The organism is Georgenia sp. AZ-5, assembly GCF_043952095.1.
GTDB lineage: Bacteria > Actinomycetota > Actinomycetes > Actinomycetales > Actinomycetaceae > Georgenia.
The window spans coordinates 4,268,404-4,288,624 of sequence record NZ_JBINOU010000001.1 but is presented as its reverse complement, the minus strand read 5'-3'; the positions used below and the strand labels follow the sequence as shown (position 1 = coordinate 4,288,624).

Below are 20,221 nucleotides of genomic sequence, written 5' to 3'. Positions count from 1 at the left end.
GAGGTACCTCCATGACTGCGAGCTCAGCGCAGCTGACCCGCGCGATCAGGACGGGCCGGAGACGTCGCGGCGGCGAGGGGCGGCTCGCCGCCGCCCTGCTCTCCCCGACAGGCCTGGTCCTCTCGCTCGTCATCCTCTACCCGCTCGTCTCGGCCCTCTACGGGTCGTTGTTCCGGCGCGAGACCGGGCTGGACGAGAACGGGTTCGTCACCGAGGGCGAAGCCTTCGTCGGCCTGGACAACTACACGAGCGTCTTCACCGGCGAGGCCGGGGAACGCTTCCTCAACGCACTGTTCAACACCACCTTCCTCACCGCCACGAGCGTCGTGCTCGAGACCGTGCTCGGCATCGTCATGGCGCTCGCGATGAACCGGGCGTTTCGGGGTCGCGCCTTCCTGCGGGCCAGCATCCTGGTGCCGTGGGCCGTGCCCACGGCCGTCTCGGGCCTCCTGTGGCGCTGGATCTTCCAGTCCGACGGCATCGCCAACGACCTGCTCGGCCAGCAGGTGCTGTGGACCGCCGACGGACCCGCCGCCCCCTTCGCGGTCATCATCGCCGAGGTCTGGAAGACGGCGCCCTTCATCGGCCTCCTGGTCCTGGCCGGCCTGCAGGTCATCCCGGGCGAGGTCTACGAGGCCGCCCAGCTCGACGGCGCCGGCCGGTGGCGCCAGTTCTGGTCGATCACCTTGCCGCTGGTGAAGCCCGCGCTGCTGGTCGCCGTCCTCTTCCGGATCCTCGACGCCCTGCGGATGTTCGACCTGCCCTTCGTCCTCATCGGCCCCCGCAAGGAGTCGGTGGAGACGCTGTCCATGCTCGCGTGGGACGAGGCCAACTCTCTCCGCTACGGTGCGGCCTCCGCCTACGCCGTGCTGCTGTTCCTGTACGTCGCCGCCGTGGCGATCGTCTTCGTCAAGATCCTCGGCGCCGATGTCGCCGGCACCAAGGGGGCGGCCGGCCGGCGCCGGCCCCGCCGCGCCCGGAAGGTGGAGGCCGACCAGTGAGCACCGTGTACGCGACCGAGACGCCCCAGCGCGTGGGCGCGCGGGTCGAAGCTCCTCGCAAGCCCCGCCGGGGCGGGAGATCGCGGTGGGCCTACGCCGGCCTCGCCGTGATCGTCCTGTACTGCCTGGCGCCGTTCTACTGGATGCTGGTCTCGAGCCTGCGGCGGACCTCGGACATCTACGAGAACTCGCTGCTGCCCGACCCCTGGTCCCTCGAGAACTACCAGAAGGTCTTCGACAGCTCGACGATGTTCGGCCGCTCGCTGGTCAACAGCCTCGTTGTCGCCGGCGTGACCACCGTGGTGGCGCTCGTCATCGCCGTCTTCGCCGCCTACGCGATCGCCCGGCTGAACTTCCGCTTCAAGTCCGTCGTCCTCGGCGTCATCATCGCCACGTCGATGTTCCCGGGGATCTCGGTCGTGGTGCCGCTTCTGAAGCTGTTCACCAACATCGGCTGGATCAACACCTACCAGTCGATGATCGTGCCGAGCCTGTCCTTCGCGCTGCCGCTGGCGGTGTGGAACCTGACCACGTTCTTCAGGGCGCTGCCGTTCGAGCTGGAGCAGGCAGCGATGATCGACGGCTGCACCAAGGGCCAGGCGTTTCGGAAGATCCTCGTCCCGCTGGCGGCGCCGGGCGTGTTCACCACGGCGATCCTGACCTTCATCCACGCCTGGAACGAGTTCATCATCGCGTTGTCGATGGTCAACGACCCGCTCATGCAGACAGCCACCGTGACGATCTCGAAGTTCACCGGCGCCACGGAGTACCAGGCGCCGTTCGGCGAGCAGATGGCGGCCGGTGTCGTGGTGACCATCCCCTTGGTCATCATCGTGCTCTTCTTCCAGCGGCGGATCGTCGACGGCCTGACCGCAGGCGGGGTCAAGTGAGCGCCGTGGCGGGGGACTGGTCGCGCTCCGCCGTCATGTACCAGGTCTACCCGCGCTCCTTCGCGGACGCCGACAGCGACGGCGTGGGGGACCTGCCCGGGCTCGTGGCCCGCCTGCCCTACATCGCCTCTCTGGGGGTGGACGGGATCTGGCTCACCCCCTTCCAGCGCTCCCCACAGGTGGACCAGGGCTACGACGTGTCCGACTACTGCGACGTCGACCCCCTCTTCGGCACCATGGCCGACCTGGACCGGCTCGTCGCCGAGGCGCACGCCCGGAGCCTGCGCGTGGTCGTCGACCTGGTGCCCAACCACTGCTCGGTCGAGCACCCGCTGTTCCAGCAGGCGCTGGCCGCCGCGCCGGGCTCGCCGGCGAGGGAGCTCTTCCACTTCGCCGAGGGGCGGGGCGACGGGCCCCCGAACAACTGGCAGAGCGTGTTCGGCGGACCCGCGTGGCACCGGGCGGCACCCGGCTCCGCGACGGACCGGCAGTGGTACCTGCACATGTACACGGCGCAGCAGCCGGACTGGAACTGGCGCAACCCGGCCGTCGCCGACTTCTTCGACGGCGTGATCCGCTTCTGGCTGGACCTAGGCGTGGACGGCCTGCGGATCGACGTCGCGCACGGGCTGTACAAGTCGGAAGGGCTGCCCGACGTGGCGGAGGGCGTCGTCGTCATGGACGGGCTGCGCTCCAACGTCCACGCGATGGACCAGGAGGAGGTACACGGTATCTACCGCCGGTGGCGGGCCATCGCCGACAGGTACGAGCCGCAGCGCATCCTCGTCGGGGAGGTGAACCTCGAACCGGAGCGAGTCTGGCGGTACGTCCGGCCGGACGAGCTGCACCAGGCCTTCGCGTTCGCCCTGCTGCGTGCTCCCTGGTCGGCCTCGGAGTGGGCCCGCATCGGCGAGCGGCTCGAGGAGGCGCACCGGCGCAGCGGCGCGCCGGTGACCTGGGCGCTGGAGAACCATGACGTCGCGCGCACCGTGACGCGTTACGGGGGCGGGGCGCGCGGCGCCCGGCGCGCCCGGGCGGCGCTGGTGGCGATGCTCGGCCTGCCCGGCTCCGCCTACCTCTACCAGGGGCAGGAACTCGGGCTTCCGGAGGTCGACGTTCCCGTGGACCAGCGCGTCGACCCCGCGTGGCAGCGCTCCGGCCTGCTGCGCGACGGTGCCCGGATCCCGCTGCCCTGGACCGCGGAGCCGGCGCGCACCCACGGCTTCTCCACCGGCGACGCGGTTCCCTGGCTGCCGGTGCCGCCGGGATGGGGCGAGCTCGCCGTCGACCGGCAGGAGCGCGACCCCGACTCCACGCTGGCGCTGGTGCGCCGGGCGCTCGGGCGCCGCGCCGAGCTGCACGCCATGGGTCTGCTCTCGGGAGATGACCACGCCCGGTGGGCCGTCGGCCCGGGGGGCTCCGTGCGCTGCGACCGGGGCCGGCTGAGCGTCGTCGTCGCCATGGGCGACGAGCCCGCGCCCCTCCCTGCCGGAGAGGTGATGCTGGCTTCCGGACCGCAGCCGCGGCCTGGCTGGCTCGAGCCGGACACGGCAGCATGGCTCAGCACCGAGGAGGTTCCCGCATGAACGAGTCCGACCCCGCGCCCGCCGGAGGAGTCGCCGCCATGCCCGCCGTGGCCGCCGTGGCCGCCGCGGGCGAGTGGTGGCGCACGGCCGTGATCTATCAGGTCTACCCCCGCTCCTTCGCCGACGCCGACGGCGACGGGGTGGGCGACCTGCGCGGCGTCATCGGCAAGCTGGACTACCTGCACGCGCTCGGGGTGGACGCGGTGTGGCTCTCGCCCATCTACCGGTCCCCGCAGGCGGACAACGGCTACGACATCAGCGACTACCAGGACATCGACCCCACGTTCGGCACCCTGGCCGACTTCGACGAGCTCGTCGCCGGCCTGCACGACCGCGGGATGAGGCTGGTGATGGACCTGGTCGTCAACCACACCTCCGACGAGCACCCGTGGTTCACCGAGTCCCGCGCATCGACGGACTCGCCCAAGCGGGACTGGTACTGGTGGCGCCCGCCGCGGCCGGGCTGCAGGGGCGGGGAGCCCGGGGCGGAGCCGACGAACTGGCACTCCTTCTTCTCTGGCTCGACGTGGGAGTGGGACGCGGCCACGGGGGAGTACTACCTGCACCTGTTCGACCGCAAGCAGCCGGACCTGAACTGGGAGAACCCGGAGGTCCGGCAGGCGGTCTACGCGATGATGCGCTGGTGGGTGGCACGAGGGGTGGACGGCTTCCGCATGGACGTCATCAACCTCATCTCCAAGGCCGTCCGCGCGGACGGCGCGCTGCCCGACGGTGCGCCCGTCCCGGGACCCTCGCGGTTCGGTGACGGCTCCTCGTTCTACACGAACGGGCCCAGGCTGGAGGAGTTCCTGCAGGAGATGCACCGGGAGGTCCTCGCCCACGGCACGGCCTCCGGCGAGGCGCTCCTGACGGTCGGGGAGATGCCTGGCGTGACGCTGGAGCAGGCCCGCTCCATCACCGACCCCGCGCACCGCGAGCTCGACATGGTCTTCACCTTCGAGCACATGCGCGTCGACCACGGACTGAGCGGGAAGTGGCAGCTGCGGCCGCTGCACCTGCCGGACCTCAAGGCGAACCTCGCGGCGTGGCAGGAGGGCCTGGCGGAGGCCGGGTGGAACTCCCTGTACTGGAACAACCACGACCAGCCGCGGATCGTCTCCCGGTGGGGCGACGACTCGCCCGAGCACCGCGTCGCCTCCGCCAAGACGCTCGGCACGGTGCTGCACATGCTCCGCGGCACCCCGTACGTCTACCAGGGCGAGGAGCTCGGGATGACGAACGTCGGCTGGGCGACCATCGAGGACTACCAGGACGTCGAGACGCTGAACTTCTACCGCGAGTCGGTCTCAGGCGGCGCCAGCGACGGCGAGGTCATGGCCGGCATCGGCCCGGTCAGCCGCGACAACGCGCGCACCCCCATGCAGTGGGACGACGGCCCGCACGCGGGGTTCACCACCGGCACCCCCTGGCTGAGCGTGAACCCGGCGTACCCGCAGATCAACGCGGCCGCCGCCGTCGCCGACCCGGGCTCGGTGCTGCACCACTACCGCCGGCTCATCCAGCTGCGCCACGACCACCACGTGGTGGTCGACGGCCGCTTCGCCCTGCTGCTGCCCGAGCACGAGCAGGTCTTCGCCTACACCCGCACGCTCGGCACGCAGGTGCTCGTGGTGGTCGCGAACATGTCCGGCGAGCCGGCCGACGTGACCCTGCCCGGCGTCGGGGCCGCGCTCGCCGGGGAGCTGCTGCTCGGCACCCACGACGCCGCCCCCGGCCCCGACGGGGACCGGCTCCGCCTCGCGCCGTGGGAGTCCCGCGTCGTGCTGGGTGCGGTGGACGGGCCCGGTCGGGCCGGCTGAACGTTCAGCCCGGCCCGCGCAGCCAGCTGCCCGGGTCCACCGGCTGCGCCGGCGGCAGCCGCACCTGCAGCGGGCGGACCAGCTCGACGATCTGCGGCGAGACGGAGATCCCGAGCTCGTCGTTGAGCCGCTCTTTGAAGGTGCGGTAGACCCGCACCGCCTCCACGTGGTTGCCGTCCATGAGGTGGACCCGGATCAGGGCGCGGTGCGCGCTCTCGCGCAGCGGCTCAAGGGTGACTGCCGCCATCGCCGCCTGCAGCGCGTCGTCGAGGTCCCCGCGCTCGAGCAGGCGATCCGCGAGGGACTCCAGGGCCCGCAGGCGGAGCTGGTGGAGCTGCTCGCGCTCCTCCAGCGCCCAGTCGTCGTACCAGCCCGGCAGCAGCGTGCCCCGGCGCAGCACCTCCAGCGCGTGGTCGGCGTCCGGGAAGTCCCCGAGGGAGACCACCCGGTGCGCGAGGTCGCGCAGCTCGTGGACGTCCACCCGGACCTCCGGCGCCAGGGCCATCATGCCGGGCGACTCCACGAGCACCCCGTCCAGCAGGTGCTGCACGCGCCAGACCGCCGCCCGGAGATTCCCCTGGGCGCGACCCTCCTCGCTCTCCGGCCACAGCAGCCCGGCCAGGTGGGACCGCGGGCGTTCCCCCTGCAGCGCGAGCACGCTCAGGAGCCGTCGCTCGCGGTAGGCGACCGTCGGCGTGACCCCGGCGTCCGACCGCAGCTGCCAGCCGTCCAGCAGGCGCAGCGTCCACCGGTCGCCCTGCCCCGCCAACGCCGCGTCTTCCGTCCCCATGTCGGCCCCGTCCCCCTTCGAACCCGACCACCGGCCGGAGGCACCCCGTTGCGCAACAGGTGTCGCGTAGGCAACACCCTCACGATCCTCACCTACGCGGGGCAGCGTCAAGGATGAAATCCCGGCGTGCCGGATCTTGCACGCCGAGCCGTTCTCGCGGCCCGCGCCGCAGCGCGCGACACCCGCGGTGATGCCGCTGTCACGCCTGAGTAACGCCAGGACGCGCTCACTAGGGGACGGTTCGGTCGCACTCAGATGTGAGGGGAGGTGAAAAGTGATGCATGAACTCACACCCAGCGAGCTCGACGGCCAGGCACTGGAGCTGCTCCCGCCCCGGGAGACTCTCGACACCTACGTCAACTTCGCGGACGTGGACGCTGCCAACGCGGCCTTCGCCCTGAACCACCACTCGGCGGACGCCGAGGCGTGGGCGGCGGCGGGTCAGCTGATCCTTGTCGAGCAGAGCCTCTGACGTCGCTAGCCCTGTGCGCGTGTGATGACGTCGTCGTCACGCCCGGGTAACACCGGATCGCGCTCACTGGGCACCATCCCGACCCAACGAGGCGCCGAGGGGAGGTGAACGTAATGCGTGAAATCACACCGAGCGAGATCGATGGCCAGGCACTGGAGCTGCTCCCGCCGCGGGAGACCCTCGACACGTACGTCAACTGGGCGGACGTGGAGGCCTTCAACGTGGCTGCTGCCGCGAACATCGAGTCGGAGGACGCCACGGCGAACGCCCTGGCACTCCAGCTGATCGGCGTCTTCCAGACCCAGTGAGACTGACACCCGCTAGCCAGATCTCACAGAGAGGTGAGTGGGCATGACACCAGGATCGACCATCGCGCTCAGCGAGCTCGACACGCAGGCGGTGGAGCTGCTCCCGTCCCGGGAGACCCTCCTCGTCAACGTCAACATCGCTCCGGTCGTCGGAGTGAACCTGGCCTTCGCGTTCAACATCCTGTCCGACGACGCCACGGCGAACGCATTCGCCGTGCAGCAGATCTTCACGGTGCAGGAGCTGTAGTCCGCACGGCCACTCGACCCCGGCGGCCAGGTCAGGCGCGCACGACTCGGCCGCCGGGGTCGACCCGCACCTCGAGGGAGGACCCGTGAGCGCCGACATCCGCCGCCCGCTCGACGAGCAGCCTGCCCCGACGACGGCCAGGGCCGAAGATCGCAGGTGGGGCCGCGCCGAAGGGGTGGAGTCGCTCGGGCAGGTCCAGGGGTCGGGGCTGCGGGAGCCCGCCTACCTCATTCGCCGAGGTGACGGGCAGGTGCTGCAGGTCTCGGAGCTGATCCACCTGGTGCTCATGCAGCTCACGGGGGACCGGCCCGCCCGGGAGGTCGCGGACGCCGTGAGCGAGGCCTTCGGCAGACGACTCACCGTCGAGGGGTTCGCTCACCTCGTCCGGACCAAGCTCCAGCCGCTGGGGCTCGTCCGCGATCTCCGTGCCGCCGCCCCCACCGCGCCCGTCCCGCGTGTCAACCCTTTGCTGCAGCTGCACCTGCGGGTGACGTTGCTGCCCGCCCGCGTGGTCCAGCGCGTGGCCGCCCTGCTGGCGCCGTTGTTCTGGCCCCCGGTCGTCGTGGCGGCGGTGGTGGGGCTGGTGGTGCTCGACGTCGTCCTGCTCACCAGCGGCGCCAGTCTCGCCGAGGGGCTGGAGCAGCTCCTGGCGACCCCCGCGCTGCTGCTCGGCACCTATGCGCTCCTCGCCGCCTGCGCGCTCTTCCATGAGACCGGCCACGCCGCCGGGTGCCGCTACGGCGGGGCGACGCCCGGGAGGATCGGCTTCGGCCTGTACCTGGTCTTCCCCGCCTTCTTCACCGAGGTCACCGACTCCTACCGGCTCGGCCGCGCGGGCCGGCTGCGCACCGACCTCGGTGGTCTGTACTTCAACGCCTGGTGCCTGCTCGCCGCAGGGGTCGCCTACCTCCTCACCGGCGAGGACGTCCTGGTGCTGCTCGTGCTGATCATGCACATCTCGATGGCGCACCAGCTCATCCCCACGCTGCGGTTCGACGGGTACTTCGTGCTCGCCGACATCGCCGGGGTGCCGGACCTGTTCTCGCGCATCCGCCCGGTGCTGCGCAGCGTCCTGCGCCGCGGCCCGGTCGACCCCCGCGTCGCTGAGCTGCGGCCCGCCACCCGGCGGATCGTGACGCTGTGGGTGCTCGTCGTCGTCCCGACGCTCCTCGGGTGGCTCCTGTGGGTCCTGTGGCACTCCCCGGTCATCGTCGGCACGACGGCGGACGCGGTGGCGGCCCACCTCACCTCGGCGGCGCAGGCGGTGGCCGACCGGTCGCCACTGTCGTTCCTGGCCGCCGTCCTCGCCATGGTGCTGATATCGCTCCCGGTGCTGGGGCTCGCGCTGGTGTCCCGCCGCCTGCTGCTGCTCGCGCTGCTGGGCGCCCGCCGCGGCCTGGCCGGAACACGGCGCGCTTGGCGGCGGCGGGCCGTTGAGCGGGTACCGCACCACGCCGAACCGAGAAGGAGGAAGCACATGACCACGTCCTCGCGCGTACCCTCGCGCGGCCGGCACGAGAACACGGTCACGCCGGGCGCCCCGGCGCCGTCGTCCCCCGACCAGGCCGCGGCCGAGGACCGCCCCGGAGGGACGGCGGCCCCCGACGACGACGGCAGCGGGACGCTGTGGCGGACCCTCGCGCAGGTCGGCGAGGCGGGAGCGGCGGCCGGCGGCCCCACCGAGGCGGCACAGCTTGACCACCCCGTCGGCCCGTCCGGCGTGGACCGGCTCACCGCCGCAGCCTTCACCGACGAGGCAGTCTTCACCCCGGCACGCCCGCGGCCCACCGAGGGCTGGCAGCGCCAGGTCCACGACCTCACGGGCGGCCGTGTCAGCCCGCCGCCCGGTGCCCGGGAACGGCGGCACCTCGACACGCTCGCCCGGATCCGCACTCCTATCGAGGGCACCCGGCGCGTGGTGGTGATGAGCCGCAAGGGCGGGGTCGGCAAGACGACGCTCACCCTCGCCCTCGGCAGCACCTTCGCGATCGAGCGCGGCGACAGGGTGGTCGCCGTGGACGCGAACCCGGATGCCGGCAACCTCGCGCACCGGCTGGCGCACGGGGGGACGCGGCCGAACGCCCGCAGCATCACCGACGTGCTCGCCGACCTGGAGCGGATCCGCACCTACGCGGACCTGCAGGCGTACACCTCCCAGGCGCCGGAGTCACGCCTGGAGGTCCTCGCCTCCGACGACGACCCCCGCATCTCGCTCGCCCTCACGCGCGCCTCGTACCACCGAGTGATCACGCTCCTCGACGCGTTCTACAACCTCATCGTGCTGGACACCGGCACGGGCATCCTCGACAGCGCCAACCAGGGCCTCATCGAGGACGCCGACCAGCTCGTCCTCGTCCTCAAACCCGGGCTCGACGGCGCCCGGGCCGCCGCGCTGACTCTCGACTGGCTGGACGAGCACGGGCACGCCGACCTCGTCGAGCGCGCGGTGGTCGTCATCAACGGCGTGCGTCGCGGCGTCGGCGTGCCGCTGGACAAGATCGAGGCTCACTTCACCAAGCGGTGCGCGCACGTCTGCACCGTGCCCTGGGACGAGGCGCTCGAGCAGGGCGCCCAGACCGACGTGCGCGGGCTCCACAAGGCCACGCAGGAGGCGCTACGCCAGGTGGCGGCCGCCGTCGCTGACAACTTTGTCAGGGTGCGCGGGAACCGGTAGGGAATCCGCTCCGCGGGAACCGGCAGGGAAGCGCCCGCGGGGATCAACGTCTCTTTCGGGGTGCCGTCGCGCGGGGGACGTGAAATTGGCGGCGAGGCGCCGGCGGCCGCCCGGCCCGCGCCGTCGGAGGCGGTAAGGACCATGCGTGCACTGGTCTTTCACGAGCCGATGGCGGTGGCGAGGAGGTCGCGGCCGGGCTGGCGACGGTACTGGTTGGGGCACGAGCTGGGGGCACGGGGCGCCGGGGCAGTACATCAAGCGCCGAGCCGGGGCCGTGCCGGGCTCGACGCTCCGCCGCAGGGCCCGTCCGTGGGTTTCGGTGCACCGCGGGCCGCCCGGTACATTGGGAGGGTCCCCGCCCTCGTAGCTCAGGGGATAGAGCACCGCTCTCCTAAAGCGGGTGTCGGCAGTTCGAATCTGCCCGAGGGCACCAACCGTTCGTGCACGTCAGGACCGGCGGATGTCCGGCGGCTCTGCGCCGTCCATAGGCTCGGGCGGCTCGATGGTCAGTGAATGGTCATCGAGGCCCGGGCGGAGTCCTGGACCCCATGACGAGCCTGCGCGCCCTCCACGATGCGCTCGGATGGAGCGAGGCTGCACAGGACGGCAGGCGTTGGCTGCTACCTGGCCGGGCTGGTATGGCCTAGCCATAGAGGAGCATCTGTGCCGTCACGGTCCGGGTCGAGATCTCGGTGAGTTCGGTAACGGTGTCGGCAGCGCGGGGAACAGCGGAGGCCGCCTACCTCTCTAGCCCTGCCTCCCCTAGGAGCGTGGGTCAGTAACACGCCGGGCCTGGTCCGCTATTGACGGAGCTGCGGGCGGGAGAATCGGGGTGTGACGGGCGAGGACTACGGGGCGTTGTTCGAGGCGGAGCCGTTCCGGGTGGAGCGGGGCGAGGACGAGCGCGACGGCGGCGGAGCGGGGGTGGACAAGACATTCCGGGAGTTCGACCCGCACCAGGTGCTGTTACTGCCGCCCTCGCTCGATGACTGGCTGCCGGCGGACCATCTGGCCCGGTTCGTCGCGGACCTGGTCGATGAGCACCTGGACTTGTCCCGGATCTACGCCGCCTACCGGGAGGGGCGCGGGGCCCCGCCGTACGACCCGCGGCTGATGGTGCGGCTGCTGGTCTACGGCTACGCCACCGGGGTGCGCTCCTCCCGGGCGATCGAGCGGGCCTGCACCGACATCGTCGCCTTCCGGTGGCTCGCGGCCGGGTCGGCCCCCGACTACCGGGCCATCGCCCGGTTCCGCCGCCGGCACCTGGCCGCCCTGGCCAACCTGTTCCTCCAGGCGCTGGCGCTGTGCCAGGCCGCGGGGATGGTCAAGCTCGGCCGGGTCGCCCTGGACGGGACGAAGCTGCGGGCCAATGCCTCCAAGCGCAAGGCCATGTCCTACGCGCGGCTGACGGAGAAGGAGAAGATCCTCGCCCAGGAGGTCAGCGAGCTGCTGGCCGCCGCGGAGGAGACCGACAGGGCCGAGGACGCCAAGTACGGCAAGGACCGGCGCGGGGACGAACTCCCCGACGCGCTCGCCCGCAGGGAGTCGCGCCTGGCCAAGCTGCGCGAGGCCAGGCAGGCCCTGGAAGACCAGGCCAGGGCCGAGGCCGGCGCGAAGGCCGCGGAGAAGGCGCGCGAGCGTGGCGAGGACGAGGACACCGTCGCCGAGCGGGCCGCCCAGGCCGCCGAGCGCGCCACGCCGAAGCCGAAGGCGCAGCGCAACTTCACCGACCCGGAGTCGAAGATCATGCTCACCGGGGACGGGTCCTTCCAGCAGTGCTACAACGCCCAAGCCGTGGTCGACGCTGAGCATCAGGTCATCGTGGCCACCGACCTCAATGATTGCGCCGCCGACGTCGCCAACCTCATCCCGCTGACCGAGCAGGCGGTCGCGAACACCGGGCAGGTGCCCAAGGCCGTGCTCGCCGATGCCGGATACTGCTCGGCCGCCAACCTCGCCACCGCCGCCGAACTCACACAGCGGCAGGGCACCGAGTTCTACATCGCTACCGGGCGGCGCCGCCACGGCGAGCCCGCCTCGATCGCCCCGCGCGGGCCAATCCCGAAGAACGCCACGGCCAAGCAGCGCATGGCCCGCAAGCTGACCACGAAGACCGGCCAGGCGGCCTACGCCCGCCGCAAGGTCATCGTCGAACCCGTCTTCGGGCAGATGAGCATCCTCCAGGACGCCAAACGCCTGCTGCTACGCGGCCTCTACGGCGCCAAGGGTGAATGGTTCCTGCTCGCCGCCTGCCACAACCTGCGCAAGCTCCACCGCCACCTCGGCTCCGCCGGGCTCGCCGGCCTCCGCACCGCCTGACCGGGCCGGCCCACGGCCGGCCCAGGCGCCCGACAGCACCCCAGCGGGCCCCGCGGCCACGCACCGGCCGCGAACCGAGCGATGATCTCTGGCAACCGGACCCGCCACCGACGATCAGGCACACGCCGCCCTACGCGATCGCCCGCGCGCCATCGCACCGATACCGACCCGCGCTCCTAGGTTTCGCACCCGGCGCCGACTCAGGGTGCTGCTGCCCCGCGAGGACCTGGGTGGCGGCCAGGTGGCGAGGAGGGCGAGTTTGTCGGCGGAGGGGCTGCCTTCGTCGGCGCTGTAGGTGCAGATGGACAGGCCCGGTTCTCCGGGCAGCTCGAAGACGTCGAAGGTGATGTCGAGCTCGCCGACCTCTGGGTGTCGGTAGACCTTGCGCCCGGTGCGGTGCTCGTGGACGTCGCGGTCGGCCCAATCCTGACGGAAATGCAGGCTGCGGGTGGACAGTTCGCCGATCAGTGCGGGGCGAACAGCGCCCGCCCCAGGAGGTTGGCGGCGATGAGGTCCTCCACATTGCTGTGGCTCATCGAAAATTCCTGACCCCGCCCGCTGATTCTCCCGCTCGCCGGCTGTAGCCGGGTTCCAGGGAGAGGCTTCCCACACCTGCCCGCTGTCCAGATAACGATCGTTGCTGGACGGGACACACAACATGGCGTCGAGGAGGAAAATCGGAGCGGTGAAGATTGAGCTGCTCTACTTCGCCGGCTGTCCAAACTGGCAGGTTGCCCACGCGCGCCTGTCGGACGCTCTCGCCAGAGCTGGGTTGGCGGACCAAGACGTCGACCTCGTCGAGGTAACGACCGATGAGGATGCCGAGGTGCTGCGGTTCGCAGGCTCCCCCACGGTCCTCATCAACGGTGTCGACCCCTTCCCGGGCACCGAGGGTGCCCACGGCCTCGCCTGCCGGATGTATGTCGGCCCCACTGGCATCGCCGGATCGCCCACCGTCGAGCAGATGGTCCAGGCGATCACTGCGACCGCCGAACGGGCTTGAGGGATCACGACTCAACAGGCCCAAGGCCGTAGGCGCGGCGGGGGCTTCCCTTGCCAACTCTGGAGAGGCTTTCATCCTTCCTGTTGACTAGAAGGTGTGGGCGGGAGGTGCCTGATGCGGATTGGCGAGCTAGCGAGCCGGGTGGCGGTGACCCCGAAGACGATCCGGTACTACGAGTCCATCGGCGTGCTTCCTGAGCCCGGGCGGACCCCGTCCGGCTACCGCGACTATGACGGGTCCTACGTAGACCGGCTGACGTTCATTCGCACGGCCCAGCGCCTGGGGATCACCCTGGACGAGGTGAAGGAGATCCTCGCGTTCCGGGAACGGGGCAAGGCCCCGTGCGACTACGTCCGCGGCGTGCTCGACGCCCAGGTAGAGAGCATCGACCAGCGCATCCGGGAGCTGGAGGCCCTCCGGGGGCAGCTGATCGAGCTCGCTGCCGAGGCGGACCGCCTCCCCCAGGCCGGCGGGACCTGCCGCCTCATCGAGCACGTCCGGCAGAAGACGGCGGCCGCCGCCCAGCGGCCAGCGGAGGGCTAGAACGACAGCCGCACGGCCCGGCGTAGCTCGACAACGCAGCACCATCGGCACGGACCGGCCGTCTTGACCTTCCAGTCGGGTGGAAGGCTTACGGTCGTCCCGACCGCCCACTCACCGGGAGCCTGCGGAAACACTCCGGGCGGGCCCGCCGGCAGGGATCGATGGGGTGGACTATGAGCCAGACCGTCACGCTGCAGGTGCAGGGCATGGACTGCGCCGGCTGCGAGCAGCGCCTCGGCGTCGCACTGCGCCGGCTGGAGGGGGTCTACGAGGCGACCGCGGACCACCGCACCGGCCAGGTCCAGGTGCGGGTCGACCCTGAGTTCACCGACCGGGCGGCACTGGTCGAGCGCATCGTCACCGCCGGCTACGAGGTGGCCGGCGAGGGCCCCAGGCCGTGACCACTCCCCTCGAGACCGGGACCGAGCAGCTGTGGTCGGAGGAGCCAAGCCACCTCGCCGGGCACGCCCGGATCCGGGCCCGGATCGCCGGTCTGCACTGCTCGCTGTGCACGGGGACGATCGAGAAGGCGATCGGCCGCCTAACGGGGGTCGACACGGTCGCGGTCAGCCTCACCCACGAGCAGGCCCTGATCGACTACGACCCGGCCGTCATCGGCCCCGAGCAGATCCTGGGCACCCTGCGTGACATCGGCTACGACCTGTACGACCCGCGCAAGCTGCGCCCGTTCGAGGAGGAGGAGGCCGACCTCGTCCGCGAGGGCAAGCGGCTCCTGGTCGCGGTGGCGGCCAGCCTGACCGCGATCGCGCTGATCCTGGAGGTCGCCGGGGTGTGGTCGGTGCTGGTGCCGGCCTCGGTGGTCGGGCTGATGGTGCCGACCTCCTACGCGATCCTGCGTCCGGCCGGGCGGGGGTGGGCGCTGCTCGGTGCGCTGGCGATCGTCGCCCCGGCCGCCCTGGCCTACACCGCCCGCCAGGCCGGGGTGGTCGACGAGGCGGCCGCCGGCCGGCTGACCGGGTTGCTTGCGGTGGCCGTGGTGTTTGGGGTCGCCCCGCACATCCTGCGGATGGCCTACCAGGCCGCGCGCCGCCGGATCTTGAACCAGCACGTGCTGCTCGAGGTCGGCGCGTTCGCCGGCATCGCCGGGGGCCTGATCGGCCTGACCGGGGTGCTGGCGGACTATCCGACCGCTCCGTTCTTTGCCGTGACCGTGCTGGTGGCGAACTACCACGTCTTCTCCGAGTGGCTCTCCCTGCTGGTCAAGACCCGCTCCAGCCAGGCCGTGAAGAAGCTGCTCGACCTCCAGCCCGACACCGCCCGCCTGGTCCGCGGCGGCGCCGAGGAGGACGTGCCGCTCGGGCAGGTGGGGGTCGGGGACGTGGTGCGCATCCGTCCCGGAGAGCGGATCCCCGTCGACGGCCGCGTCACCGGCGGCTCCTCGGCCGTGGACCTCTCCCTGGTCACCGGCGAGCCGGTGCCCGTCGACCGCGGGGCGGGGGATGAGGTGATCGGCGGGTCGATCAACGTCTCCGGGACCCTGCTGGTCGAGATTACCCGGGTCGGCGCGGAAAGCTTCCTGGCCCAGGTGGTCCGGCACGTCGAGGACGCCCGGGCCCTCAAGCCCGGCATCTTGCACCTGGTCGACCGGGTGCTGCGCGTCTACACCCCCACCGTCCTGATCCTCGCCGCCTTGGCGCTGCTGGGCTGGCTGGCGGGGTCGTGGCTGCTGGCCGGGGAGGCCGATGTGCGCCGGGCGGTGTTCGCCGGCCTGGGCGTACTCGTCATGGGCTACCCGTGCGCGGTCGGGATCGCCGCGCCGCTGGCCATCGTCCGCGCCGCCGGGGAGGCCGCGGACCTGGGCATCATCATGCGCACCGGCGAGGCGTTCCAGACCTTCGGACAGGTCCGGCGCATCGTGCTGGACAAGACCGGCACCCTCACCGAGGGCCGCCCCACCGTCCGCGAGCTCGCCGCCGCCACCGACGAGGAGCAGTTGCTGGCCACCGCGGCTGCGGCCGAGTCCTTCTCCGAGCACCCGCTCGCCCGCGCCATCGTCGACGCCGCCGCCGACCGGGGCCTGGCGCCACCGGCCGCGGAGCGCTTCGAGTCGGTCACCGGCCTCGGGGTCACCGCCCGCGTCGCCGGCCGAGAAGTCCTCGTCGGGCGTCCCGCCTTCGTGACCGAGCGCGCGGTGGACCTGGGCCCGCTGACGGCGCAGGCGGACCAGCTCGAGGCGGCCGGCCGCACCGTCGTCGCGGTCAGCGCGGACGGCGAACCGCTCGGCCTGATCGCCCTGGGCGACGACATCCGCGCCGACGCCGTCGAGGCGCTGACCCAGATCCGCACCGCCGGGCTGACCCCGGTCCTGGTCACGGGCGACAACGAGCGCGTCGCCCGGCACGTCGCCGACGAGCTCGGCATCACCGACGTGCGCGCCGGGGTCCTGCCCGAGGGCAAGGCCGCCATCGTCCGCCACCTGCAGGCTGACGGCGCCCGGGTAGCCATGGTCGGCGACGGCATCAACGACGCCCCCGCGCTGATGCAGGCCGACGTCGGCATCGCGATGGGCGGCGGCACCGACATCGCCGTCGAATCAGCCGACATCATCATCGTCCGCGGCGACCTGCGCGCGATCCTGACCGCTCGACAGATCAGCCGCTCCAGCTACCGCCGCACCCGCCAGAACGTCGCCCTGGCCTTCCTGTTCAACGGCATCGGCATCCCCGCCGCCACCACCGGACTGGTCTACCCCGTCTGGGCGATGATCGCGATGGCCCTATCGGTCACCACCATCTTCATCAACTCCATCGGCCAACGACCCTCCCTGCTCTTCGAGGCCATCGGTGGGCTTCCCCTCTTATCGTGGAGGCATCGCCCCCAAGGAGGAACGGCGATGGAGACGCGGCGGAGGTTCGACCGGGAGTTCAAGGAGGGCGCGGTGCGGATCGTCCGGGAGACCGGCAAGCCGATCGCGCAGGTCGCCCGGGAGCTGGGCATCAACGACGGCACGCTGGGGAACTGGGTCGAGCTCGACCGGCGGGCGCGCGAGGGCGGGGACGGCACGCTGGAGGAGAGCGAGCGCGCCGAGCTGCGCCGGCTGCGCAAGGAGAACGCCGAGCTCGCGATGGAGCGTGATGTGCTCAAGCGCTCGGTCGCCCTCTGGGTCAAGGAAGCGATGGGGCACTGAGCCTGGCTGCCTTCATCGCCGCCCAGAGGGCAGTGCACCACGTCCCGTACGCGGTGTCCTGCCGCGCCCTGGGGGTCTCCCCGGCCTGGTTCTACAAGTGGGTCGGCGGGGAGGTCTCGGTGCGGCGTAAGCGCCGCGCGGCGCTGGCCGCCCAGGTCGCCTATCTCTTCGCCCGGCACCACGGCACCTACGGCTCCCCGCGGATCACCGCGGACCTGCGTGCGGCCGGCTGGCGGGTCTCGGTGAACACCGTCGCGGCGCTGATGGCCGAGCAGCACCTGGCCGCCCGGCCCAAGCGCCGACGCCGCGGCAGCACGCGGGCCGACCGGCGCGCCCGCAAGGCCCCCGACGCCCTGGGCCGCGACTTCGCCCCGCCGCCGATACCCGATCAGCGCTGGTGCGGGGACCTGACCGAGCTGCCCACCGACGAGGGCAGGTTCTACCTCGCCGCGGTGCTGGACCTGCACTCGCGCCGCTGCGTCGGCTTCGCGATGGACGCCCACCACGACGCCCCGCTGGCCCGGGCGGCCCTGTGCGTGGCGATCGCGAGCCGCGGCGGGTCCGTGGCCGGCGTGGTCTTCCACTCCGACCAGGGCGGGGAGTACACCGGGGAGATCTTCGCCCGGGCCTGCCGCAGCGCCGGCGTGACCCAGTCGATGGGCCGCACCGGCTCCGCGCTGGACAACGCGGTCAGCGAGAGCTTCAACAGCACCGTCGAGTTCGAGCTGCTGCGCCGGCACCACTTCGCCACCCGCGAGCAGGCGCGCCGCGTGACCGCCGGATGGATCGATGAGTACAACACCACCCGCCGGCACTCCACCGACGCCATGCTCAGCCCCGTCGAATACGAACGCTCCCTCGCCACCGGCCAGGGCCACCGGGACAGGCTCGCGGCATGAACCGCGCCGCACAAGCAGGCGGAGGCGGCTGCGCCGCCCGATCTCATCCGGGCGCACCGCCCGCGCGGCCCAGGGTGGCGGTGCCGCCCCTCCGGCCTCAAGGGTCGCTGCGCGATCGCTGCGCGACGGCCTCCGGCCGCCCTTGACCCCGGAGCCTCTGCGACCCCGCCCGCGAGCCAGGACGCGGACAGGACGCCCACTAATCAGGTCTCCACGGTTCCAGGGGATTGCCACGGCAGCGTCGGACGCCCTCCGCTTGAGACCGAACCTTGACCACCGACCATGCCGGCGGCGACCGCCGACCGGTGCCGAAAGCCATGGTTTCTGAGATTCGCGACGGCGCGAGACCGGTAGTGAGGTAGGTGTCTCAGAACTCCCGGCGCGGTCGTGCGAGTCCTATCGTCCTTGCTGTATCAGCGCTGGCTCACTCCGTCTTCGGAGCGGCTACAGCGAGCCCGTGCCTAGGGCGGTTGGTTGAGCCCGGAAGCCCAAGGGGCGTGCTTCTGGCGAAAGGCTTCGGATTGCGAGCCGGGCTGCGCCGGGGGCCGTTAGCTAACGGGTGGTCCACACTCAACCGCGCCGCCGACGACCCGCCCGCGTTTCTTCGTGTACGGATCGGTCGATCTCGGTGCCCACTTCTGGCTACACCCAGTTGGTCACGAGCAGGCATGCGGTGGTGCCGGCGACGATGCTGAGCACGGCGTTGCGTCGCCACAGGTGGAGGGCGATGGTGACGGCTGTCCCCGCCAGCGGCCCGGCGGCTGCAGCGGGGTTGGTGACCTCGATGGCCGACAGGCAGTAGATCGCCAGGATCGCTACCGCGCCGAGCGGCATCCACCGTCCGAAGTTGGCCAGCAGAGGGCTGTCGCTGAGTGCCCGCTTCGCGGCGAAGGGCAGAGCCCTGAGTGTGACGGTGATTGCCACGGCAACGGCCAGGGCGGTAGTGACGTAGGCGGGGTCAGGCATGATGAGCTTCTGCGAAGTGTGCGCTGGAGGATCGGTGGTTCCAGGAAGCCGTCGTAGACCAGTAGTGCGTCACGAAGTCGGTGAAGGCGGGGGGTCGGCGCGCATTGAGTTGAGTGCCGCGCCTGCGGCGGCGGCGAGATCGGTATCGGTGGGAACGGCCTCGCGGATGGCGGCCGGGAGGGTCTCGTAGGTGTAGTCGGCGACGGCGAGGGGTTGGTTGTACCGGCGAGGGCGTACCGCACACGTTGTCGTTGCGGCCGGCGCACAGCAGGATCCCGATGGTGGGGGAGTGGCGGTCGGGGACGCGGAGGTTGCGTCGGATCGCCGGGAAGTTCAAAACGCCAGGGCCGGCCGGCCCCCTGATGATGGGGCAGGCGCCGGCAGACTGCACCGTCCGGGCCGTCGGCGGCCTTGTCATTGCCACCGACCAGTCGGCCGCCCGCGCGTACGCCGGGCTCGTCTCAATCGGTTCGCATGACAAGCCATGAGCCGGTCGCTCCCAGGGCGGCATGATTAGTCCAGGAACAGGACCGGCACAGGAGGGGTAAGTGGGCGAGCCCGCGCAGGACGACCGTGTCTCGGCCGAGCTCGTCGCCGTCATCACCGCGGTGCATGACGGCGTCCCGCTCGTGCTGACGACCCGTGACGGGCGCCGTCTGCCCTCCGGTCCCTTGCAGTCTGGGCACCGGTCCATGCAGGCGGGATTGCGCTCGTGGGTGGTCCGGCAGACCGGGTACGAGCTGGGCTACGTCGAGCAGCTCTACACCTTCGCCGACCGCGACCGCGGCATGAGCCCGGTGCTCGAGGTTTCCTACTTGGGCCTGACCACCGTTCCGCATGTCATCGAGGGCTGGCGGAACTGGTTCGAGTACTTCCCCTGGGAGGACCGACGCGACGGCGACGCGGTCGTGACCGAGAACCTCGCGCCCGCCCTTGAGCGATGGGCCACCGCTGATGGGCCGCAGTTCCGTGAACGTCGCCGGCTACGCTGCGCCGTCACCTTCGGCCTGGACGGGCACCCATGGTTGCCCGGCATGGCACTCCAGCGCTACGAGTTGCTCTACGAGGCCGCCCTTGTGCCGGAAGCGCCCGGGGGGCCGGGCGAGGCCGGGGGGCGGCCTATGGACCGGGACCACCGGCGCATCCTCGCCACTGCCATCGGGCGCCTGCGCGCCAAGATCCAGTACCGGCCCGTGGTCTTCGAGCTTCTCCCGCCCGCGTTCACCCTTGGCCGGCTCCAGGGGACGGTCGAGGCAATCGCCGGCCAGCATGTGCACAAGCAGAACTTCCGCCGCCTCGTGGAGCAGCAGGAGCTCGTGGAGGAGACCGGCGAGGTCGACCACTCCACCGGCGGGCGGCCTGCCAGGCTCTTCCGGTTCCGCCGTGAGGTCACGGACGAGCGGGACGTCGCGGGCACGAAGCTGCCGGTACCGCGTCCCAACTGACCGCGGCTGACTGCGCCGTGGTGTTCCGCGCCCGGTCGGCGCACGATCAGTTATGCTCACCGTCAGCATATAAAATGCTCAAAGTCAGCATAACGTCATCACGCCATCAC

The 20,221-nt window shown here is 71.5% G+C and carries 18 protein-coding genes and 1 tRNA gene; 16 read left to right on the top strand and 3 right to left on the bottom strand.

The window, feature by feature from the left end; translation table 11 throughout:
• The first annotated feature begins 11 nt into the window (after positions 1-11).
• Genes ACF0H8_RS19860 through ACF0H8_RS19845 form a run of 4 tightly spaced genes read left to right on the top strand, consistent with a single transcriptional unit; the run spans position 12 to position 5,297 of the window.
• Complete coding sequence (locus ACF0H8_RS19860) at positions 12-1,001, top strand: carbohydrate ABC transporter permease (protein WP_395290570.1); 990 nt, start codon at positions 12-14, stop codon at positions 999-1,001.
• Complete coding sequence (locus tag ACF0H8_RS19855; RefSeq protein ID WP_395290569.1) at positions 998-1,891, top strand: carbohydrate ABC transporter permease; 894 nt, start codon at positions 998-1,000, stop codon at positions 1,889-1,891. Before ACF0H8_RS19860 ends, ACF0H8_RS19855 begins: the two co-directional genes overlap by 4 nt.
• A complete protein-coding gene (locus ACF0H8_RS19850; RefSeq protein WP_395290568.1) occupies positions 1,888-3,477 on the top strand; it encodes an alpha-amylase family glycosyl hydrolase in 1,590 nt (529 codons plus the stop codon). The genes ACF0H8_RS19855 and ACF0H8_RS19850 overlap by 4 nt, the downstream gene beginning before the upstream one ends.
• A 38-nt stretch (positions 3,478-3,515) precedes the next feature.
• Complete coding sequence (locus ACF0H8_RS19845; protein ID WP_395290937.1) at positions 3,516-5,297, top strand: alpha-glucosidase; 1,782 nt, start codon at positions 3,516-3,518, stop codon at positions 5,295-5,297.
• Between the two features lie 4 nt (positions 5,298-5,301).
• Here ACF0H8_RS19845 and ACF0H8_RS19840 read toward each other — a convergent pair whose 3' ends face one another.
• Positions 5,302-6,087 carry a BTAD domain-containing putative transcriptional regulator gene (locus ACF0H8_RS19840; RefSeq protein ID WP_395290567.1) on the bottom strand — a complete coding sequence of 262 codons (786 nt, stop codon included), beginning with the start codon at positions 6,085-6,087 and terminating at the stop codon, positions 5,302-5,304.
• A gap of 277 nt (positions 6,088-6,364) precedes the next feature.
• Between ACF0H8_RS19840 and ACF0H8_RS19835 the strand changes: the two genes are divergently transcribed.
• The 6 genes from ACF0H8_RS19835 (at position 6,365) to ACF0H8_RS19810 (ending at position 12,107) form a co-directional block, all read left to right on the top strand.
• Positions 6,365-6,559 (top strand): hypothetical protein, encoded by a 195-nt coding sequence (locus ACF0H8_RS19835; protein WP_395290566.1) that lies wholly within the window; start codon positions 6,365-6,367, stop codon positions 6,557-6,559.
• A gap of 113 nt (positions 6,560-6,672) precedes the next feature.
• A complete protein-coding gene (locus ACF0H8_RS19830) occupies positions 6,673-6,867 on the top strand; it encodes a hypothetical protein (RefSeq protein ID WP_395290565.1) in 195 nt (64 codons plus the stop codon).
• A 43-nt stretch (positions 6,868-6,910) separates the two neighbouring features.
• Positions 6,911-7,114: a hypothetical protein gene (locus tag ACF0H8_RS19825; RefSeq protein ID WP_395290564.1), complete on the top strand. Its 204-nt coding sequence runs from the start codon at positions 6,911-6,913 to the stop codon at positions 7,112-7,114.
• 85 nt (positions 7,115-7,199) lie between these two features.
• Positions 7,200-9,788 carry an AAA family ATPase gene (locus tag ACF0H8_RS19820; protein WP_395290563.1) on the top strand — a complete coding sequence of 863 codons (2,589 nt, stop codon included), beginning with the start codon at positions 7,200-7,202 and terminating at the stop codon, positions 9,786-9,788.
• Positions 9,789-10,145: 357 nt separating this feature from the next.
• Positions 10,146-10,221 (top strand) — tRNA-Arg (locus ACF0H8_RS19815).
• Positions 10,222-10,646: 425 nt separating this feature from the next.
• Positions 10,647-12,107: an IS1182 family transposase gene (locus ACF0H8_RS19810; protein WP_395290788.1), complete on the top strand. Its 1,461-nt coding sequence runs from the start codon at positions 10,647-10,649 to the stop codon at positions 12,105-12,107.
• A gap of 114 nt (positions 12,108-12,221) precedes the next feature.
• On the opposite strand, the gene ACF0H8_RS19805 is transcribed toward ACF0H8_RS19810, so the two are convergent.
• Positions 12,222-12,767 carry a hypothetical protein gene (locus tag ACF0H8_RS19805; protein ID WP_395290562.1) on the bottom strand — a complete coding sequence of 182 codons (546 nt, stop codon included), beginning with the start codon at positions 12,765-12,767 and terminating at the stop codon, positions 12,222-12,224.
• 25 nt (positions 12,768-12,792) lie between these two features.
• Here ACF0H8_RS19805 and ACF0H8_RS19800 point away from each other — a divergent pair, with 25 nt between their 5' ends.
• The 5 genes from ACF0H8_RS19800 (at position 12,793) to ACF0H8_RS19780 (ending at position 17,700) form a co-directional block, all read left to right on the top strand.
• Positions 12,793-13,110 (top strand): thioredoxin family protein, encoded by a 318-nt coding sequence (locus tag ACF0H8_RS19800; protein ID WP_395290561.1) that lies wholly within the window; start codon positions 12,793-12,795, stop codon positions 13,108-13,110.
• 114 nt (positions 13,111-13,224) lie between these two features.
• Positions 13,225-13,653, top strand: a complete 429-nt coding sequence (locus ACF0H8_RS19795) for a heavy metal-responsive transcriptional regulator (protein WP_395290560.1) — start codon at positions 13,225-13,227, stop codon at positions 13,651-13,653.
• Between the two features lie 173 nt (positions 13,654-13,826).
• Positions 13,827-14,054, top strand: coding sequence for a heavy-metal-associated domain-containing protein (locus ACF0H8_RS19790; RefSeq protein ID WP_395290559.1), 228 nt, complete (start codon positions 13,827-13,829; stop codon positions 14,052-14,054).
• Positions 14,051-16,801, top strand: coding sequence for a heavy metal translocating P-type ATPase (locus ACF0H8_RS19785; RefSeq protein WP_395290558.1), 2,751 nt, complete (start codon positions 14,051-14,053; stop codon positions 16,799-16,801). The genes ACF0H8_RS19790 and ACF0H8_RS19785 overlap by 4 nt, the downstream gene beginning before the upstream one ends.
• Positions 16,774-17,700 carry an IS3 family transposase gene (locus ACF0H8_RS19780; protein WP_395290936.1) on the top strand — a complete coding sequence of 309 codons (927 nt, stop codon included), beginning with the start codon at positions 16,774-16,776 and terminating at the stop codon, positions 17,698-17,700. The genes ACF0H8_RS19785 and ACF0H8_RS19780 overlap by 28 nt, the downstream gene beginning before the upstream one ends.
• Positions 17,701-18,342: 642 nt before the next feature.
• On the opposite strand, the gene ACF0H8_RS19775 is transcribed toward ACF0H8_RS19780, so the two are convergent.
• Positions 18,343-18,666: a branched-chain amino acid transporter permease gene (locus tag ACF0H8_RS19775; protein ID WP_395290557.1), complete on the bottom strand. Its 324-nt coding sequence runs from the start codon at positions 18,664-18,666 to the stop codon at positions 18,343-18,345.
• Positions 18,667-19,214: 548 nt separating this feature from the next.
• Here ACF0H8_RS19775 and ACF0H8_RS19770 point away from each other — a divergent pair.
• Positions 19,215-20,111, top strand: coding sequence for an NrtR DNA-binding winged helix domain-containing protein (locus ACF0H8_RS19770; protein ID WP_395290556.1), 897 nt, complete (start codon positions 19,215-19,217; stop codon positions 20,109-20,111).
• Positions 20,112-20,221: the final 110 nt, after the last annotated feature.

Bases quoted from the DNA above. Each gene is read 5' to 3' on its own strand.
- ACF0H8_RS19830 (WP_395290565.1), top strand. From the start codon at position 6,673: ATGCGTGAAATCACACCGAGCGAGATCGATGGCCAGGCACTGGAGCTG.
- ACF0H8_RS19845 (WP_395290937.1), top strand. From the start codon at position 3,516: ATGCCCGCCGTGGCCGCCGTGGCCGCCGCGGGCGAGTGGTGGCGCACG.
- ACF0H8_RS19795 (WP_395290560.1), top strand. From the start codon at position 13,225: ATGCGGATTGGCGAGCTAGCGAGCCGGGTGGCGGTGACCCCGAAGACG.
- ACF0H8_RS19825 (WP_395290564.1), top strand. From the start codon at position 6,911: ATGACACCAGGATCGACCATCGCGCTCAGCGAGCTCGACACGCAGGCG.
- ACF0H8_RS19805 (WP_395290562.1), bottom strand. From the start codon at position 12,767: ATGTTGTGTGTCCCGTCCAGCAACGATCGTTATCTGGACAGCGGGCAG.
- ACF0H8_RS19835 (WP_395290566.1), top strand. From the start codon at position 6,365: ATGCATGAACTCACACCCAGCGAGCTCGACGGCCAGGCACTGGAGCTG.
- ACF0H8_RS19840 (WP_395290567.1), bottom strand. From the start codon at position 6,087: ATGGGGACGGAAGACGCGGCGTTGGCGGGGCAGGGCGACCGGTGGACG.
- ACF0H8_RS19790 (WP_395290559.1), top strand. From the start codon at position 13,827: ATGAGCCAGACCGTCACGCTGCAGGTGCAGGGCATGGACTGCGCCGGC.
- ACF0H8_RS19860 (WP_395290570.1), top strand. From the start codon at position 12: ATGACTGCGAGCTCAGCGCAGCTGACCCGCGCGATCAGGACGGGCCGG.
- ACF0H8_RS19775 (WP_395290557.1), bottom strand. From the start codon at position 18,666: ATGCCTGACCCCGCCTACGTCACTACCGCCCTGGCCGTTGCCGTGGCA.